Source organism: Streptomyces sp. NPDC004609, assembly GCF_042873655.1.
GTDB lineage: Bacteria > Actinomycetota > Actinomycetes > Streptomycetales > Streptomycetaceae > Streptomyces.
On the sequence record NZ_JBIALS010000024.1, the window covers coordinates 109,316 to 127,723 of the forward strand.

Genomic DNA, 18,408 nt, shown 5'->3' on the forward strand with positions numbered 1-18,408 from the left:
GGCCACCCCGGAAGCCTTGGCCGGGACCCGCGCCCGGTGACCCGTGAGGGGTGCCCCTGGGCCGCTGCCGCGGCACAGGGCACCGGGGCAGCTCATGCGCGCCCCGGCGGCGGGTCGGCCCGGTACGTCAGCCCCGGTCCGGAGGATCCGTGGGAGTACCGGGGGAGTCCGGTGTGTCCCGGGTGCCAGGAGCTCCTGGTTCATCCGGAGTGTCCGGGGCGGGGCGCCGTATCCCCGGCACCGCGCGCATCCGGTTCAGCAGCCGGCCTCCGCGCCGCCGGTGGCCGTGGACCCGCGGGTCGTCGGTCACGTCGTACCGCTTCACATACGCCCCCAGGAACGCCTGGAGGGTGGCGACCGCGGGGATCGCGATCAGCGCGCCGACCGCGCCCAGCAGCGCCGTGCCCGCGACGACCGAGCCGAAGGCCACCGCGGGGTGGATGTCGACGGTCTTCGAGGTCAGCTTGGGCTGGAGCACGTAGTTCTCGAACTGCTGGTACACCACGACGAATCCGAGCACCCACACCGCGTACCAGGGATCGACGGTGAAGGCGATCAGCATCGGCAGGGCACCCGCCAGATAGGTACCGATCGTCGGGATGAACTGCGAGACCAGACCGACCCAGACGGCGAGCGCGGGGGCGTAGGGCACCCCCAGGATCTCCAGCAGGACAAAGTGGGCGACGCCGGAGATGAGTGCCATCAGTCCGCGTGAGTAGAGGTAGCCGCCCGTCTTGTCGACGGCGATCTCCCAGGCGCGCAGCACCTCGGTCTGCTTGGCCGGCGGCAGTACGGAGCAGATCGTGCGGCGCAGCCGCGGCCCGTCGGCCGCGAAGTAGAACGAGAACAAGAAGATCGTCAGCAGCTTGAACAGCCCGCCGAGCACGGTCGCGGAGACGTCCAGGACCCCGCTCGCGCTGTTCTGGACGTACTTCTGGAGCCAGTCCGAGCGCAGCAGGCTGTCCTGGACCTCCACCCGGGACAGCTCGGTCCTGAAGGTCTGGTTGATCCAGTTGATCACCGAGTCGAGGTACTGGGGGAAGTCCTCGACCATGGTCACGATCTGGTCCGCGAGCATCGAGCCGAGCAGGACCACAAAGCCGATCCCCGCGACCAGGATTCCGAAGAAGACCAGGAAGGTGGCGATTCCCCGCCGCATTCCCCGGGCCGCCATCCTGCCCACGGCAGGCTCGATGGCCAGCGCCAGGAAGAAGGCGATGAGGAGGTTGATCAGCAGCCCGATGAGCTGGTGGAAGGCCCAGCTGCCCAGTTGGAAGCACGCGTAGAGGGCCAGCGCGAGCACGATGGCGCGCGGCAGCCAGCGGGGCATCCGGGCGGATCCGGAGGCTCCGGCCGCCGAGGAGGGCGGCGGGACGTTCGGCGGGGTCACGCCTTCCGAGGGCACACCCGGTGCGGCGCCCCCTCCGGGCGCGTTCACGGGGGTGCCGTCGGCCGACGGGCTCGGGGTCACACCTTGCGCAGGCACGGTTCTCCGGTCGGTTCTGTCCTGATCACGTCTGTCGCTCGTCGGGGCCACGGTGAAAGTGTCGCCCACGTCCGGCGCCTGCGAGGAGCCGCCCCGCACTCTCCCGTGGAGCGGAGCGGTCGCGTTCCGGGTGCCCGGCGAGGACCGGATACCCGGAACCTCCCGAGCGCCCGAGGCGTTCCGGGTGCCCGAAGATTTCCGGGTACCGGGCGCCGGCCCCGGGAAACGTCGGGTCCGGGGATACCCTCCGGGCCGTTCACCGCTTGTCGGCGGGAATGTCGACGGCGGCGCAGACGGCGCGCCACACGTCCTTCGTCTCCCAGCCCGCGTCCAGCGCCTCATGGACCGTACGGCCGCCGAGCTCGGCCATCACATGGTCCCGCGCAAAGGATTCCGCGTACGCCGGACCGAAGTGGTCCGCCATCCGCTCCCAGAAAATCGTCAACCGCATGACGTCAGTATCCCGCCCCAGGGGGTGCGACCCGCCTCTTCCGTGTCGTGCAAGCCCTTTCCGCCGTACGGTCGGAACATGGCCGGATCCGGAACAAGCCTCTCATCTGCGTCGCCCCTCGCCCGTGCCGAGCGTTTCGTCTGGCTCACCGCCCGGGTGCTGGAGCAACGGCGCTTCGCGTTCCACTTCCTGGAGGGCGCCCCCGATGCCGTGGAGGCGGCGCTCTCCCCGTATCTCAATGAGGACGGCGGCTACGGCCACGCCCTGGAACCGGATCTGCGCGGTCCGGTCAGTCAGCCCCTGCACACGGCTCACGCGCTGCGCGTCCTGGACTCCATCGGCCGCTGCAGCGGACTGCGCGTGGAGCGGATGTGCCGCTACTTCACCGATGTGTCGACATCCGACGGCGCGCTGCCGGCGATCCACCCGTCGCAGCGCGGCTATCCGGCGGCGCCGTTCATCCCCGTCGTGGACAACCCGCCGGGAGAGCTGCTGGCGACCGGCCCGGTGGTCGGGCTGCTGCACCGCAACGAGGTGTGGCACGCCTGGCTGTTCCGGGCCACGGACTTCTGCTGGGCGGCGGTGGAGTCGCTGGAGAAGTCCCACCCGTACGAGATCGAGGCCGCCGTCGCCTTCCTGGACGGCGTCCCGGACCGTGCCCGTGCCGAGGCCGCCGCCGACCGGCTCGGGCGGCTGGTGCGCGAGCAGCGCCTCGCCGTGCTGGACCCCGCCCGGCCGGGCGACTTCCCGGTCGCCGACGGTTACGCGCCGGGCGAGCACCACCATCCGTACGACTACGCCCGCACGCCCCGGTCGCTGGCCCGGCGCTGGTTCACGGACGAGGAGATGGAACGCTCGCTGGAGCACCTGGCGGGCGAGCAGCGGGAGGACGGCGGCTGGCCGGTCAACTGGCGTCAGTGGGCACCGACGATCGCGCTGGAGGCGCGGCCGATGGTGACGATCGAGGCGCTGCGCACACTCGGTGCGTACGGACACCCCATCGGCTGACCGGCACGCGCCCTCAGCCGCCGATGGCCCGCACTCCCGCCGTGACCACCACCGCCGTGGCGACGACGACCAAGAAGGGCGCCCGCAGGACCAGCGCCAGCGCGGCCGCGGCCAGGCCGACCACACGGGCGTCGAGTTCGAGGCCGCCGTGCGTGCCGAAGGTCTGCTCCGCGGTGAGTGCGGCCAGCAGGGCGACGGGGAGGAGGGCCGCCAGCCGCTGGACGAGCGGGCGCTCCAGGGCGTTGGCGGGGACGAGCAGCCCGGCCAGCTTGACGAGATAGCAGCCGACGACGGTCGCTCCGATCGCGATCCAGACACTCACCGGTTCTCACCCTTCTCCCGCTTCTCCCGGCGGTTCTTCACTCCGCCGTCCCCCGCGATGTCGGCGTCGTCCGTCGTGACCTCCCCGTCGTCCGCCGCGCTGTCACGGCGGTCCGCCGCCGAGGGGGCGCTGCCCTCCCCGGTTGTTCCGAAACGTTTCGCCCCGGCGGTGCCGACCCCGGTCCCCCGCCCCTTGAGCCACAGCACGGCGGGGGCGGCCAGCGCGGCGACCAGCACGGGCACTCCGGCGGGCAGCACAGGCAGCAGGCCCAGTACGAGGACGACGGCGAGCCCGGCCACCGCCCGCTCGGTGGCGGTACGCAGCATGGGCGCGAGCAGCGCCAGGAAGACGGCGGGGCCGGCGGCGTCCAGCCCCCAGGCACCGGTGTCGCCGATGGCCTCGGCGCCCAGCGCACCGAGGAACGTGGTCAGGTTCCACAGCACGTACAGCGTCGCGCCGGTCACGGTGAAGCCGAGGCGCACGGCCCGCCGTGTCGGCTGGGCGAGGGCGACGGCGGCGGTCTCGTCGATCACCCAGTGCGCGGCGAACGGCCGCACGAAACGGGGCAGGGCGAGCAGCTGGGACAGCCGCAGCCCGTAGAAGGCGTTGCGCACGCCGAGGAAGAAGGCCCCCGCGGCGGCCGTGAGCGGATTGCCGCCCGCCGCGATCGCTCCGACCAGGGCGAACTGCGACGCTCCGGTGAAGACCAGCAGGCTCAGCGCACAGGTCTGGAGAAGGCTGAGCCCGGACCCGGCGGAGGTCACGCCGAACGCGAACCCGGAGAGCCCGACCGCCACACCCACGCCCAGCGCGTCACGGACGACGGCGGAGTCCGGCTTGGACACGGGCTCCGCGGTGCGCGCCGCCCTCGGTGAGGACGCCGGGCGGTTCGGTGGAGGGCTCTCTGTGTGAGCTGTCTTCTCTGCCATTCGGCGCAGGCTACGCGGAAAGCGGCTCACCGGTCTTGTACGTTATTGCGCCCGGCACCCGGTATCCCGTGCCCGTCCCGATAAGGCACGGCGTCACGGCTCCCGGCCCTCCCTGGGCAGCGGTTCCCCGTCCCGGGCACCGCCCGGCACCGCGCCCCCGGAGCCGCCCGGTCCGGGCCCGGGTCCACGCGCGGGCTCGCGCTCCGGGTGCCGGTGACCGGCCCCGGCTCCCCGCGCCGCCGGCCCGGCCGCGGATCGAGACCTCGCCGGGGGCCTCCGCCGGGACCGGGACCGGCGCCCGGGCCGGGGCGCCGCGCCAGGCCCTGTCCGGGCGGCACGGAGGCGCCTGGAGCGTTTCTGATGGGTCAGGCTGGGTCAGTGAGCGGGGTCTGGTGCCGTGGATCGCAAAGCGGAGGAGGAAGCCACTGCGGTGGGGGTACCCCCATACCTGCAGGGCACAGGGGGCCATCGGCGACCGACGACAGACAACGCCGGGGGCACCACCCGTGCCCGCAGGGCTGCGGGGGAGAGGCGCGGTACCAGGGCACGCGAGCCCAGCAAAACCCATCAGAAACGCCCTAAGAGCGCGCTCCAGCGCGCTCCTTGCGGTACGCGCCGGGTGGCACACCCACGATCCGGGTGAAATGGCGGTTCAGATGCGGCTGGTCGCTGAAGCCCACGGCGACCGCGACATCGGAGGGCGCGGTCCCGGAGTCCAGCAGGCCACGGGCACGGCGTACGCGGGCGTCGGTGAGCCAGGTGTGCGGCGGCATCCCGTACTGCGCCTTGAAGGCGCGCAAGAGCGCGAAGGGGCTCGTGCCGAGCTCCAGCGCGAGCCCTTCCAGGGAGGGCGGCTCGGTCATGCGCTCCTCCAGCAGTGCCCTGGCCAGGGCCGCCGTACGCGCACCGGACGCCCTGGGCGTACGGGAGGAGGCCAGGCTCCCGCCGTGACTGCCGAGCAGCCGGGCCACGGCGACCCTCAGGAGACTGTCGGCGGCGAGCGCGTTGCCCGCTTCGGCCGCCTGGTAGACGCCGGGTATCAGCGCGGCGGTTCCGGGGTCGTCGACGAGAACCTCGCGGAAGCCGGGCGTCCCGCGTACGGTGCTCACCTCGCGCGCGATCTCCCGGACCAGGTCCGCCGAGGGGTAGAGGGCGACGTACGCCCAGCCGTCGGGAGTTCCCGACCGGGCGGAGTGCGGCACCTCGGGATTGAACAGGATGACCTCACCGGGCCCCGCGTCGACGACGCCCTCCCACACACGCATCCGCTCCACTCCGCTGATCACGGAACCGAGGAGGAAACTGTCGTGGCTGTGGCGGGGAAAGGCGTGCCGGACATAGCGGGCGCTGAGCAGTTCGAGGCCCGGCAGCTCGTCGTACCGCCAGTGCCTCGCCGATTCGCTCCGCGCCGGACCGCTCATGCGGCCATTGTGCCTCGCACGGCGCCGCATCTTCCGCCGAACCCCTTCTGACCTGCACCTTCTCGATGCAGGCGTCGATTGTCAGTGGTGCGGTGCACGATGGGGGACATGGCCAGGACTGCGCTCGACTCCTTCTCTCCCGCGACCCGGAGCTGGTTCACGGGAGCGTTCAGCGCGCCCACCGCCGCGCAGGAAGGGGCCTGGCGGGCGATCGGGGAGGGCTCGGACGTCCTGGTCGTCGCCCCGACGGGCTCGGGGAAGACGCTCGCGGCCTTCCTCGCCGCCCTGGACCGGCTGGCGTCCACGCCCCCGCCCGCCGAGGCCAGGATGCGCTGTCGCGTGCTGTACGTATCACCGCTGAAGGCCCTGGCGGTCGATGTGGAGCGCAATCTCCGCAGCCCGCTCACCGGTATCCGCCAGGAGTCGGTGCGGCTGGGGCTGCCCGAGCCGGAGGTCCGGGTCGGTATCCGCTCGGGGGACACCCCGGCCGCCGAGCGCCGGACGCTGGCCACCAGACCGCCGGACATCCTGATCACCACACCCGAGTCGCTGTTCCTGATGCTCACCTCCTCGGCCAGGGACGCGCTCGCGGGTGTGGAGACGGTGATCCTGGACGAGGTGCATGCCGTCGCCGGGACCAAGCGGGGCGCCCACCTCGCCCTGTCGCTGGAGCGGCTCGACGAGCTGCTGCCGCGCCCTGCCCGCCGTATCGGTCTGTCCGCGACGGTGCGTCCGGTGGACGAGGTGGCCCGCTATCTGTCCCCCCGGCGGAAGGTGGAGATCGTCCAGCCGCGGTCGGGCAAGGAGTTCGATCTGTCGGTGGTGGTGCCGGTGGAGGACCTGGGGGAGCTGGGCGGGTCGCCGGCCTCCGAGACCTCGCCGGCCCCGTCCGGCGGCGACAAACCCTCGATCTGGCCGCACGTCGAGGAGAGGATCGCCGATCTCGTCCAGTCGCACCGCTCCACCATCGTCTTCGCCAACTCCCGCCGCCTGGCCGAGCGCCTGTGCAACCGGCTGAACGAGATCGCGTACGAGAGAGCCACCGGCACCCCGTTCGACTCGCCCGGCTCCGCCACCGCCGCGCCCGGGGCGGCCGTCCCGGCCGAGATCATGGCCCAGTCGGGGGCCGCGCAGGGCGCCCCGCCCCTGCTCGCCCGCGCACACCACGGCTCGGTCTCCAAGGAGCAGCGCGCCCTGGTGGAGGAGGATCTCAAGGCGGGCCGGCTGCCCGCCGTGGTGGCCACCTCCAGCCTGGAGCTGGGCATCGACATGGGCTCGGTGGATCTCGTCGTCCAGGTCGAGTCGCCGCCGTCCGTGGCATCCGGCCTCCAGCGGGTGGGCCGTGCGGGCCATCAGGTCGGCGCGGTCTCCACTGGGGTCGTCTTCCCCAAGTACCGGGGCGATCTGGTCCAGGCCGCCGTGGTCACCGAGCGAATGCGCACGGGCTCTATCGAGGCGCTCCGGGTTCCGTCGAATCCGCTGGACGTGCTGGCGCAGCAGCTGGTCGCCATGGTCGCGCTGGACACCTGGCAGGTGGACGACCTGCTGGCGCTGACGCGCCGGGCGGCGCCGTTCGCCTCGCTGCCGGAGTCGGCCTTCACGGCCGTCCTCGACATGCTCGCCGGACGCTATCCCTCCGACGCCTTCGCCGAGCTGCGTCCCCGTGTCGTCTGGGACCGGGTGGCGGGCACGGTCACGGGCCGGCCCGGCGCGCAGCGCCTCGCCGTGACCTCGGGGGGCACGATCCCGGACCGCGGACTGTTCGGCGTCTTCCTCGCGGGCGCGGACCCCAAGAAGGGCGGGGGCAGGGTCGGGGAGCTGGACGAGGAGATGGTGTACGAGTCGAGGGTGGGCGACGTCTTCACCCTGGGCACCACCTCCTGGCGCATCGAGGACATCACCCGCGACCGGGTCCTGGTCTCCCCCGCCCCCGGGGTGCCGGGCAGGCTGCCGTTCTGGAAGGGCGACCAGCTGGGCCGCCCGCTCGAACTGGGGCGCGCGGTGGGCGCGTTCCTGCGGGAGGTGGGCGCCCTCTCCGCCGAGGACGGCAGGCTGAGACTGCTGGCCGCGGGCCTGGACGCCTGGGCCGCCGACAATGTCCTCGCCTATCTCGACGAGCAGCGCCGGGCGTGCGGGCATGTGCCCGACGACCGGACGATCCTGGTGGAGCGGTTCCGCGACGAGCTGGGCGACTGGCGGGTGGTGATCCACTCCCCCTTCGGCGCCCAGGTGCACGCCCCCTGGGCGCTGGCCCTCGGCGCCCGCCTCGCCGAGCGGTACGGCATGGACGCGCAGGTGATGCACGCCGACGACGGCATCGTGCTGCGGCTGCCGGACGCCGACCTGATGGGCCTGGACCTTCTCGACCAGGACCCGGTCCATGTGGACACGGCGTTCGACAGCGAGCAGGCCCCGGTCGGCGCGGCCGACGCCCTCTTCGACAAGGGCGAGATCGCCTCGATCGTCACGGACCAGGTGGGCGGCTCCGCGCTGTTCGCCTCCCGGTTCCGCGAGTGCGCCGCGCGTGCCCTGCTGCTGCCCCGGCGCAGTCCCGGCAAGCGCACCCCGCTGTGGCAGCAGCGCCAGCGCGCGGCCCAGCTGCTCCAGGTGGCGAGCGAGTTCGGGTCCTTTCCGATCGTCCTCGAAGCGGTACGGGAATGCCTCCAGGACGTCTTCGACGTGCCGGGGCTCACCGAGCTGATGGGCGACATCGAGTCCCGCAGGGTCCGGCTGGTCGAGGTGACCACACCCGAGCCCTCGCCGTTCGCCCGCTCGCTGCTGTTCGGCTATGTCGCCCAGTTCCTGTACGAGGGGGACTCACCGCTCGCCGAGCGGCGCGCGGCCGCCCTCTCGCTGGACTCCCGGCTCCTGTCCGAACTGCTGGGCCAGGCCGAGCTGCGCGAGCTGCTCGACCCCGATGTCCTCACCGAGCTGGAGCGGGAGCTGCAGTGGCTCACCGAGGACAGAAGGATCAAGGACGAGGAGGGGGTCGCCGATCTGCTGCGGGTGCTGGGCCCGCTGACCGACGCCGAACTGGCCGAGCGCGGCTCGGATCCGCGCTGGCCGAAGGAGCTCGCCGCGTCCCGCCGGGCGATCCGGGTCAGGGTCGCGGGCGAGGACCGCTGGGCGGCGGTCGAGGACGCCGGCCGGCTGCGGGACGCACTGGGGACCGCGCTGCCGGTGGGGGTCCCGGAGGCGTTCACCGAGCCCGTCAAGGATCCGCTGGGCGATCTGCTGGCCCGGTTCGCACGCACCCACGGCCCCTTCACCTCGGCACGGGCCGCGGCGCGCTTCGGTCTCGGTGCGGCCGTCACGGACGGGGCGCTTCAGCGGCTGGCCGCGGGGGGCCGGGTGGTGCAGGGCGAGTTCCATCCCTCCGGGATCGGCCAGGAGTGGTGCGACGCGACCGTGCTGCGCCGACTGCGCCGGCGTTCCCTGGCGGCGCTGCGCCATGAGCTGGAACCCGTCCCGCCGGCCGCGCTCGCCACCTTCCTCCCCCAGTGGCAGCATCTGGGAGGCCACGGTCTGCGCGGGATCGACGGGCTGGCGCGCGCGATCGAGCAGCTCCAGGGTGCCGCGGTCCCCGCCTCCGCACTGGAGAAGCTGATCCTGCCCTCCCGTGTCCAGGGGTACGGCCCGGCGCTGCTGGACGAGTTGACCACCACCGGCGAAGTCGTCTGGGCGGGCGCGGGAGCACTGCCCGGCAAGGACGGCTGGATCTCCCTCTATCTCGCCGATGCCGCGCCGGTGCTCCTCTCCCGGCCCCACCCCCTGGAGCTCACCGCGCTCCACGAATCCGTACTCACCGCCCTCGGGCCCGGGTACGGCCTGTTCTTCCGTCAGATCGCCGACCAGGTCCGGGCCACCACCCACCCGGACGCGACGGATCCGCAGCTGGCCGACACCATCTGGGAGCTCGCCTGGTCCGGACGGCTCACCAACGACACGCTGTCACCGCTGCGTTCACTGCTCGGCTCGGGTCGCACCGCCGGCTCCACCGCCCACCGGGCGAAGCGGACCGTGCCACGGGGGAGGTACGGAAGCCTGACGGCGGCCGCCCGGCCCGCCTCCCGCAGCGGTCCGCCGACCGTGAGCGGCAGATGGTCGCTGCTCCCGGCCGCCGAGCCCGATCCGACGCATCGCGCGCACGCGCTGGCCCACACCCTGCTGGACCGCCACGGGGTGGTGACCCGGGGCGCCGTGGCGGCCGAGGGGGTCGAGGGCGGGTTCTCGGCGACGTACCGGGTCCTGTCCGCCTTCGAGGACAGCGGCCAGGCGCGCAGGGGCTATGTGGTGGAGGGGCTGGGGGCGGCCCAGTTCGCCATGGACGGCGCGGTGGACCGGCTGCGCGCGGCGGCGACCGCGCGGGAGCGCGGCGACGGCCGTGCGGCACCGCAGGCGGTGGTCCTGGCCGCCGCCGACCCCGCCAACGCGTACGGGGCCGCCCTGCCCTGGCCCGAGCCCCCGGACGGCGCCGGTCACAAGCCCGGCCGCAAGGCCGGCTCCCTGGTGGTCCTGGTCGACGGCGAGCTGACGCTGTACATGGAGCGCGGCGGCAAGACACTGCTGGCCTGGTCGGCCGACCCCGGCTCCCCCGCGCTCCCCGCGGCGGCCGAGGCCCTGGCGGAAGCCGCCCGGGCGGGCGCGCTGGGCACCGTGACGGTCGAGCGGGCCAACGGCGTCCCGGCGCTGTCCTCGCCCCTCTCCCGGCTCCTGGAGGCCGCGGGCTTCCACGCCACACCCCGGGGGCTGCGGCTGCGTCCCTGACGCATCGGAGCCGCCGGGCCGGACCGCCCGTCCCGGGTACCGCTCGGCAAACCCCCTCCGCCCGAAGACACCGGCCCGGGGCTCCCACCCGTCCACGCCCGGACGTCCCCGGCCCACCCGGACCTCCTCACCCGGCCCGGACGGCCCGCGTCGCGCATCATGGATGCCATGCCCGAAGGAGACACCGTCTGGCAGACCGCGAAGCGACTGCACACCGCCCTCGCCGGGCGGAGCCTCACCCGGTTCGATCTGCGGGTTCCCCGGTTCGCCACCGCCGACCTCACCGGCAGGACGGTGCTGGACGTCACCCCGCGCGGCAAGCATCTCCTCACCCGGATCGAGGGCGGCTTCACCCTCCACTCCCATCTGCGGATGGACGGCGCCTGGCGCGTCTTCGCAGCGGGCGAGCGGTGGCGCGGCGGCCCGGCACACCAGATCAGGGCCGTCCTCGGCAATGTCTCCTACGCGGCCGTCGGCTACCGGCTGCCCGTGCTGGAGCTGCTGCGCACCGATGACGAGGCGAAGGCCGTGGGCCATCTCGGCCCGGACCTGCTGGGCCCCGACTGGGACGCGGGAACAGCCCTGGCGAATCTGCTCTCCGATCCGGGCCGCGCGCTCGGCGAGGCGCTCCTCGACCAGCGCAATCTCGCCGGGATCGGCAATGTGTACAAGTCGGAGCTGGCGTTTCTGGCACGGGTGACGCCCTGGCTCCCGGTCGGCGGCCTGCCCGAAGGGGTTCCCGAGCGGCTGGTCGTCACCGCCCACCGGCTCCTCGAAGCGAACAAGAACACCTTCGACCGCCGGACCACGCCCGGGGGCACCGCCGCCACCCGCCGTTCCAGGCTGTATGTCTACGGCCGCGAGGGCCTGCCCTGTCTGCGCTGCGGAACCCTCGTCCGCAAGGCGGCCCAGGGCGACGGCGGGGGCGGCGAGCGCGTCACCTACTGGTGCCCGGGGTGTCAGACCGGACCGGCCGTCTGACGAACCTCCCGAGAGGCCGACGGACGGCACGGCCGACCGCCCGGTGGGCGAACTCCCCAGCCGGGCAGACCTGTCGGTCCGTCGGCGGGCGCCGGCAGCATGGTTGACGGTCCGTCAGATATGGTCGTACGGTCCCGGCATGCCACTCAAGGCGTACGACCTCACGGGCCGGACCGCGTTGATCACCGGAGCGGCCGGCGGGATCGGCAGAGCATCCGCCGTACTGCTCGCCGAGGCCGGGGCCACGGTCCACTGCGCCGACGTCGACGAGAAGGGCCTGGCCGGGACGCGCAGACTGATCGCGGACGCGGGCGGAACGGCGTACGTCCACCCGCTCGACGTGACCGACCGCGCGCAGGTGAGGGCCACGGTCGCCGCCGTAACCGCGGCGGCACGGCTCGACATCCTCGCCGCCATCGCCGGGATCATGCACAGCGGCACGGTTCTGGAGACCCGGGACGAGGACCTCGACCGCGTGCTGGCCGTCAACTTCAAGGGGGTTCTGTACGCATGCCAGGAGTCGGCCCGCGCCATGATCGCGGCGGGTACCCCCGGCTCCCTCGTCACCATGGCCTCCGGGGCCGTGGACGCCGCGAACGCCGGTCTGCTCTGTTACAGCGCGGCCAAGGCGGCGGTGGTCCAGCTGACCCGGACCCTCGCGACCGAACTGGGCCCGCACGCCATCCGGGTGAACGCCGTCGCCCCCGGCTGGGTCCGTACGCCCATGACCGACCGCCATGACGCGACGCTCCAGCGGCAGGCCGAGGCGGCGATGGTCCGGATCTCCCCGCTCCGCCGTGTCGGCGAGCCCGAGGACATCGCCCACACGGTGCTGCATCTGGCCTCGGACGCGTCCTCCTTCACGACCGGTCAGATCATCCGCCCGAACGGCGGCGTCGCCATGCCCTGGTGACACCGCCGTCCACAGCGCCCGCGGTGCCCCCGGCACCCGCGGAAGCGCCCCTGAAGGCGGTCACGTGGACCGGCAGCAGGCTGAGCCCCCATCCGCCTGCCGCCACGGCTCCCTCCACGAGCCCGGTCCGCTCCGGGACGAGTACGAGCCTCATGACGGCCCACCACCACAGCCCGCCGCCCGCCAGCGCGGCCAGCACGAGCCCGCGGGCGGCCGCTGGCACAAGGACGGGTTCGCGTCGCACCATGGCTGCCTCCCTCCGGTCCACGCTAGCCCGGCGCCACCCCACCGAGGGAGGCGCACCGGATGCAAGCCCGGCGCACGGGACCCGGGCGCGCGCGGCGACCCACGCGCCTGTCCAGGGGCCCGGTTCAACAAGCCGGCCCGTTCACCGGGCCGAACCACCGACCAGGCACCAGCAGACACGCATCAGGGCCCGGCACCGGCACGGCAGTCGTGCGCCGGCACCGGGCGCCGGGCCCGTCCACGGGGTTACGCGGCCCGTACGCTCCCGGTCCACGCACATGTACCCGGGACATCCACCGGAAGTCTCCCCCGGGACCACCCGGGCCGCATCCAGAACCGCACACAGCGGGCTGGGCGCCCGTTCGAGGGCGATCCGGCTCAAACCCCCCATCCACCTCGCCGGCACTCTCCTGGCCGCACCACGCACATACGCACATACGCACCCACAGGCACACGCCGCACGCACCACACCCGCACCCGCACCCGCAGGCACTTCACCCGCACGCACCCGCTCGCCGCGCCGCCAAAGGCATGACAAGTCCGGTGTGCCCGGACACCGGTGACGCCGCGCAGGTGCGCGCTTCGCCGTTTCCCCCACACCGTGCGCACAGGTGCTCGATGATGACGGTCCCAACAACCGTCCCAGGAGAAACATGCGTACCCGCTTCACCACGGCCGCCGTCATCAGCGTGCTCCTGGCTCTCACCGCCTGCGGTGCGAAGCCCGAGCCGGACAAGCAGGCCTCGGACAAGCCGACACCCCCCGGCGGCAGCGCCGCCGAGGCGGTGACCCCGGAGCAGCAGGCGAGTGCGCGCAAAGCCGCCGGCGTCCCGGAGGAGCCCACCGGGGCCAAGCGCGCCGAACTGCTCGCCACCATCGGCAAGGTGGCCCCGGACGCGGCCGAGCACGAGGAGAAGGCCGTCCTCGCCGCACTGAACCAGTGCGCGGCGATCCACGCGAAGGCCCCCAAGCTGGACTGGCTCGCCTCGCAGCGCTTCAGCTACAAGGGCGTGAACACGAGTGAGACACAGGGCAAGAAGCTCAACCAGGCCCTGAAGGACGGCTTCTGCAAGGTGTAGACACGCCTCCCGGACACCGGACACCGCTCGCCGGCCACCTGCCACGTACCGGCCGCGCCGCCCGGACGGCCCACCGCTGGTCCGCCACCGGCAGACCCCCGGCACGCGCTCGGGCAGGACCGGTACGCGGGACGGCCCCCGAGGAGTGACTCACTCCTCGGGGGCCGTCTCCCCTGCCGCCAGGGGCCAGCGCCCGACGCAACACACCCGGACGCGGCACAACCGCACGCCGCACACCGGTACGCGGCACATCCACGGCCGACCGCGACGGTGGGCGACGACCGCCCGCCACCGGCCCGTTGATCGATCAGGCCACGGGACCGCCACGCCATCGGGCGGCCACCGACCGGGTCAGGCGCTCTCCGCCTGGAACATCCACGCGTGCTTCTCCAGGTCGGCCGTGAGCCCGATCAGGATGTCCTGGCTCACCGGGTCCGGGTCCCCGGTCACCGCGATGCGCTCGCGCATACGGGCGATCACCGCGCCGAGCGCGTCCACCAGGGTGCGGACGGCGTCGACGTCCTTGATCCAGCCGTCGGGGGTAGTGCCGATCGCGCTCTGGGCCGCCACGGTGGCGGCCCGCCCGTCAGGGGTCACTCCGATCGCCGAGCAGCGCTCGGCCACGGTGTCGGAGTGCAGCCGGGCGGTGTCGACGACCTCGTCGAGCTGGAGATGCACGGAACGGAACCGCGGCCCCATCACGTTCCAGTGGACCTGCTTGGCCACGAGCCCGAGGTCAACCAGATCGACGAGCGCGCCCTGAAGTGCTTCTCCGACCGTCTTCAGGTCGGCGTCGGACAGCGGGCTCTTCACGACAGACATGCGTTCCTCCACTCGGTTGCAAGACCATTTCCCACCATGACATATCGACCCGAGCGGAACATTTCGGGGATGGTGCGCAACGCCCTCCACCGGGCTCATCCGGTCGGCCACTCCTGCGGACCGAAGCGGAAGCCGCCAGGTCAGGACCGCCTCGCACCGAGCACCCGGCCCGCAGAGCACCGCACGGCCACCGCGCCCCGGCCACGGCACCCCTCACAGGCCACCGGACCCGTGAACCGGCACCCCACCGGCACCCCGGGACACCGCGGGTACACCGCACCCCGGGAAACCCCGGCCGCCACCGGCACACCGCACATCCAGGAGCCACGGCCCCGGCGCCGCGTACACCGCGCACCGCCGTCGATGTCCGGGTCGCGGCAGCGGGTACCCGCTCCCGGACGGGCAACACAAAAACCCCGGCCCGCCGCCCTCACCGGGGCAGCGACCGGGGCTCGGCCCGTATCACAACGGCTCGGACCTGAACCGAGCCGCTCGAACCGGACCGCTCCGAACCTCGTACCGACGGCACACCGGCCGTACGGACGACGGGTCAGGCGGCAACGACGTCGACAGCCTCCGCCGGCGCCTTGATCGTCACCCGCTCCGTCGGCACACCCGCCACCGACGTCACGGAGACGGAATTGAGCATCGGGCGTACTGGCGCAGGCACCGGCTCACTGGCCGCTGCCGACTCGGCCAGCTCGGCCAGCGAGAGTTCGTCGCTCACTTCACGCATGAGCTCGGACATCCGTACGTCAAGCGCGTCGCAGATCGCGGAGAGCAGCTCGGAGGAAGCCTCCTTCTGCCCCCGCTCCACCTCGGAAAGATAGCCGAGCGAAACTCGGGCGGACGAGGAGACTTCGCGCAGAGTACGGCCCTGGCGCTGGCGCTGCCGACGCAGCACGTCACCCAGCAGGCGACGGAGCAGAATCATCGGTGGCTCCCTCCTCGGACCGCGTAGCCGCATCCTTCACGCCCCACCGTACCGCCTCGCGCTGCGGCCGTGCGGGGAGCGATGTCGTGTTCACTCAGGGCTGCAAACATCAATTCCCCCCGTTCTGTTCCGTATCCTGTGCCCGCGCATTTTCCCGCAGTTCGCCGGAGAGCAGCGCGAGCACGCTCCGTACACTCTCTCTACGGATTTCCGCCCGGCTCCCGTTCAACCTCAGCGCGGCCACTTTCTCACCTCCGCAGGGTCGCGATACGGCCACGAAGACCGTTCCGACCGGGCGGCCGTCCTGGGGCTCCGGGCCCGCGACGCCGGTGGTGGCGATGCCCCAGTCCGCCCCCAGGGCCGTACGGGCTCCCGCCGCCATCTGCCGCGCCACCTCGGGGTCCACCGCGCCGCGCTCCGCCAGAAGGGCCCTGTCGACACCGAGAACGTCCCGCTTCAGGGCCGTCGCGTAGGCCGTCACGGACCCGCGGAAGGCCGTCGATGCTCCGGGTACGGAGGTCAGCTCCGCGGCCACCAGACCGCCCGTGAGGGACTCGGCGACGGCAAGGGTCTCGCCACGCTCCGCAAGCAGCGCGAGAACCCGCGCCGCCGCTGTACGGACCTCGGTCACCGTTGGTCCAGGGCGGTGCCGCGCTCCTTGGCCAGCCCCCTGCGCCGCAGCACGATCGCCTGGCGCACATAGTCCAGCCCCGTGACGACCGTCAGCACCACGGCGAGGGCCATCACCCAGAAGCGGAGGGTCGCCAGCCCCCCGGTGAGCGCCAGGACGTACATCCCGACCGCCGTGCCCTGCGCGAGCGTCTTCAGCTTGCCGCCGCGGCTGGCCGGAATGACTCCGTGCCGGATCACCCAGAACCGCATCAGCGTGACCCCCAGCTCACGGAAGAGGATCACACCGGTCACCCACCACGGCAGATCGCCGAGCGCGGACAGGGTGATCAGACCGGCCGCCATGATCGCCTTGTCGGCGATCGGGTCGGCGATCTTCCCGAAGTCCGTGACGAGGTTGTACGCGCGCGCGAGATGGCCGTCGAAGACATCGGTGATCATGGCGACGGCGAACGCGGCCCACGCCCAGGCCCGCCAGACCGGGTCGTATCCGCCGTCCTGGAGCATCAGGACCACGAACGCGGGCACCAGCACCAGCCGGATCATGGTCAGGATGTTGGCGATGTTCCAGAGGCTGGCCTGGTTGACGGCCGCAGCGCCCAGCTTGCCGCCGGGTGCGGGCCTTCCGGTCCCGCCCCCCGCGGACGCCGGCACTCCGGTCATCTGCCCGCCTCCTCGCCCCGCCCGCGGCGGCCGCCCTCCGGCCCGCCGAAGGCATGCGAGGCCGCCAGGGCCGCCGTGTGCCCGGCCTCGGCCGGCGCCTTCCGCGCCTCACGGGCGTCCGGAGCCGCGGTGCCGGTACCGGCCGCACCGGCACCCGCCGGAACCGCGCGATCCGAGCCCGGAGCGACCGCGCCCACCAGAACCTGATGGTCCGCTTCCGGAAGACCGCGGTACTCGGCCACCAGGTCGACCCCCTCCGTGCCGACGGCCACGGCCCTGACCATGCGCCCGGGCACCAGGCCCTCGCGGGCGGTGAACACGATCTGGCCGTCCGTCTCCGGCGCCTGGTGAGCGGCCCGGCCGATCGCGCCGTCCTCACCGTCGACGGACTCGACGAGCACCTCCAGGCTCTCCCCGATCCGCTCCTCGGCGCGCTGCGCGGTCAGCTCCTCCGCCAGCCGGGACAGATGCGCGAGCCGCTCGGCGACGATCTCCCCGTCCAGCTTGTTCTCGTACGAGGCCGCTTCCGTGCCCTCCTCGTCGGAGTAGCCGAACACACCGATGGCGTCCAGCCGCGCTCCGGTGAGGAAGCGCTCCAGCTCGGCGAAGTCCGCCTCGCTCTCCCCAGGGAAACCGACGATGAAGTTGGAGCGCACACCGGCGTACGGGGCCTTGGCCCGGATGGTCTCCAGCAGTTCGAGGAACCGCTCGGTGTCGCCGAAACGCCGCATCGACCGCAGCACCCCGGCCGCGGAGTGCTGGAAGGAGAGGTCGAAGTAGGGCGCGACACCGGGCGTGGAGGTCAGCACGTCGATCAGCCCCGGCCGCATCTCGGCGGGCTGGAGGTAGCTGACCCGCACCCGCTCGATGCCGTCGACCGCCGCCAGCTCCGGAAGCAGGGTCTCCAGCAGCCGGATGTCGCCGAGGTCCTTGCCGTAGGAGGTGTTGTTCTCCGATACGAGCATGACCTCCTTCACGCCCTGCTCGGCCAGCCAGCGCGTCTCGCCGAGCACATCGCCGGGGCGCCGGGAGATGAAGGAGCCCCGGAACGAGGGGATGGCGCAGAAGGTGCACCGCCGGTCGCAGCCGGAGGCGAGCTTGACGGACGCGACCGGGCTGGTGCCGAGCCTGCGCCGCAGCGGTGCGCGCGGACCGGAGACGGGCGCGACGCCCTCGGGGAGATCGGCGGGCGCCTCGGGAAGCGCGACGGCCTCCCCGTGCCCGGGGAGGGCCACATCGGTTGCCCCCTGGCGCTCGACCGGGCTGAGCGGAAGGAGTTTGCGCCGGTCACGGGGGGTGTGCGAGGCGTGGACACCGCCGCTGAGGATGGTCTGGAGCCGGTCGGAGATATCGGAGTAGTCGTCGAAGCCCAGAACGCCGTCGGCCTCGGGCAGCGCGTCGGCCAGTTCCTTGCCGTACCGCTCGGCCATGCAGCCGACGGCGACCACGGCCTGGGTGCGGCCGTGGTCCTTGAGATCGTTGGCTTCGAGGAGGGCGTCGACGGAGTCCTTCTTGGCCGCTTCGACGAAGCCACAGGTGTTGACGACCGCGACATCCGCGTCGGCGGCTTCCTCGACCAGCTCCCAGCCGTCCGCTGCCAGACGGCCTGCTAGCTCCTCCGAGTCCACCTCGTTACGGGCGCAGCCAAGAGTGACAAGGGCGACGGTACGGCGTTCGGGCATGGGCTCAACACTACTTCGTCCAGGCGGGCGCCCTTGCCCGAGGCTCCCGGCCTTGCGGCGCCGGGGCCCCTGCG

15 protein-coding genes and 1 pseudogene are annotated in these 18,408 nt (G+C 72.9%); 5 read left to right on the top strand and 11 right to left on the bottom strand.

The genetic code is table 11. The features are described from left to right. Window positions 1-127 precede the first annotated feature (127 nt). Entirely contained in the window at window positions 128-1,330 is a 1,203-nt protein-coding gene (locus ACFYT4_RS23420; protein WP_389272280.1) for an AI-2E family transporter, read from the bottom strand. Between the two features lie 412 nt (window positions 1,331-1,742). Next, a complete protein-coding gene (locus ACFYT4_RS23425) occupies window positions 1,743-1,937 on the bottom strand; it encodes a DUF3046 domain-containing protein (RefSeq protein ID WP_389272218.1) in 195 nt (64 codons plus the stop codon). Between the two features lie 78 nt (window positions 1,938-2,015). Here ACFYT4_RS23425 and ACFYT4_RS23430 point away from each other — a divergent pair, with 78 nt between their 5' ends. Further along, window positions 2,016-2,945, top strand: a complete 930-nt coding sequence (locus ACFYT4_RS23430) for a hypothetical protein (RefSeq protein WP_389272221.1) — start codon at window positions 2,016-2,018, stop codon at window positions 2,943-2,945. Window positions 2,946-2,958: 13 nt separating this feature from the next. Here the strand turns inward: ACFYT4_RS23430 and ACFYT4_RS23435 are convergent, their stop codons facing one another. The 3 genes from ACFYT4_RS23435 to ACFYT4_RS23445 all read right to left on the bottom strand — a co-directional run bounded on the left by ACFYT4_RS23435 (window position 2,959) and on the right by ACFYT4_RS23445 (window position 5,617). Beyond that, window positions 2,959-3,267, bottom strand: a complete 309-nt coding sequence (locus ACFYT4_RS23435) for an AzlD domain-containing protein (RefSeq protein ID WP_389272224.1) — start codon at window positions 3,265-3,267, stop codon at window positions 2,959-2,961. Further along, window positions 3,264-4,196 carry an AzlC family ABC transporter permease gene (locus tag ACFYT4_RS23440; protein WP_389272226.1) on the bottom strand — a complete coding sequence of 311 codons (933 nt, stop codon included), beginning with the start codon at window positions 4,194-4,196 and terminating at the stop codon, window positions 3,264-3,266. The genes ACFYT4_RS23435 and ACFYT4_RS23440 overlap by 4 nt, the downstream gene beginning before the upstream one ends. Before the next feature lie 578 nt (window positions 4,197-4,774). After that, window positions 4,775-5,617 carry an AraC family transcriptional regulator gene (locus ACFYT4_RS23445; RefSeq protein ID WP_389272229.1) on the bottom strand — a complete coding sequence of 281 codons (843 nt, stop codon included), beginning with the start codon at window positions 5,615-5,617 and terminating at the stop codon, window positions 4,775-4,777. A gap of 108 nt (window positions 5,618-5,725) precedes the next feature. On the opposite strand from ACFYT4_RS23445, the gene ACFYT4_RS23450 reads away from it, so the two are divergent. From ACFYT4_RS23450 to ACFYT4_RS23460, 3 genes are all read left to right on the top strand, one after another. After that, window positions 5,726-10,384: an ATP-dependent helicase gene (locus ACFYT4_RS23450; protein ID WP_389272232.1), complete on the top strand. Its 4,659-nt coding sequence runs from the start codon at window positions 5,726-5,728 to the stop codon at window positions 10,382-10,384. 168 nt (window positions 10,385-10,552) lie between these two features. Then, window positions 10,553-11,365 (top strand): Fpg/Nei family DNA glycosylase, encoded by an 813-nt coding sequence (locus tag ACFYT4_RS23455; RefSeq protein ID WP_389272235.1) that lies wholly within the window; start codon window positions 10,553-10,555, stop codon window positions 11,363-11,365. 139 nt (window positions 11,366-11,504) lie between these two features. Further along, a complete protein-coding gene (locus ACFYT4_RS23460) occupies window positions 11,505-12,278 on the top strand; it encodes an SDR family NAD(P)-dependent oxidoreductase (RefSeq protein WP_389272238.1) in 774 nt (257 codons plus the stop codon). Here the strand turns inward: ACFYT4_RS23460 and ACFYT4_RS23465 are convergent. Next, complete coding sequence (locus tag ACFYT4_RS23465; protein WP_389272241.1) at window positions 12,241-12,525, bottom strand: hypothetical protein; 285 nt, start codon at window positions 12,523-12,525, stop codon at window positions 12,241-12,243. The two genes, ACFYT4_RS23460 and ACFYT4_RS23465, sit on opposite strands and share 38 nt — an antisense overlap. A gap of 652 nt (window positions 12,526-13,177) precedes the next feature. On the opposite strand from ACFYT4_RS23465, the gene ACFYT4_RS23470 reads away from it, so the two are divergent. Then, the gene (locus tag ACFYT4_RS23470) at window positions 13,178-13,603 is read left to right on the top strand and encodes a hypothetical protein (protein WP_389272244.1); all 426 of its coding nucleotides are present in this window, start codon (window positions 13,178-13,180) and stop codon (window positions 13,601-13,603) included. Between the two features lie 351 nt (window positions 13,604-13,954). Here ACFYT4_RS23470 and ACFYT4_RS23475 read toward each other — a convergent pair whose 3' ends face one another. The 5 genes and pseudogenes from ACFYT4_RS23475 to rimO form a co-directional block, all read right to left on the bottom strand. After that, window positions 13,955-14,425, bottom strand: a complete 471-nt coding sequence (locus ACFYT4_RS23475) for a Dps family protein (protein WP_389272246.1) — start codon at window positions 14,423-14,425, stop codon at window positions 13,955-13,957. A 550-nt stretch (window positions 14,426-14,975) separates the two neighbouring features. After that, a complete protein-coding gene (locus ACFYT4_RS23480; protein ID WP_019889909.1) occupies window positions 14,976-15,359 on the bottom strand; it encodes a helix-turn-helix domain-containing protein in 384 nt (127 codons plus the stop codon). 109 nt (window positions 15,360-15,468) lie between these two features. Next, complete coding sequence (locus tag ACFYT4_RS23485) at window positions 15,469-15,990, bottom strand: CinA family protein (RefSeq protein ID WP_389272249.1); 522 nt, start codon at window positions 15,988-15,990, stop codon at window positions 15,469-15,471. Beyond that, entirely contained in the window at window positions 15,987-16,652 is a 666-nt protein-coding gene (gene pgsA, locus ACFYT4_RS23490; RefSeq protein WP_389272252.1) for a CDP-diacylglycerol--glycerol-3-phosphate 3-phosphatidyltransferase, read from the bottom strand. The genes ACFYT4_RS23485 and pgsA overlap by 4 nt, the downstream gene beginning before the upstream one ends. A gap of 215 nt (window positions 16,653-16,867) precedes the next feature. Next, window positions 16,868-18,334: pseudogene (rimO, locus tag ACFYT4_RS23495) on the bottom strand (30S ribosomal protein S12 methylthiotransferase RimO); the annotation flags it as partial. Window positions 18,335-18,408: the final 74 nt, after the last annotated feature.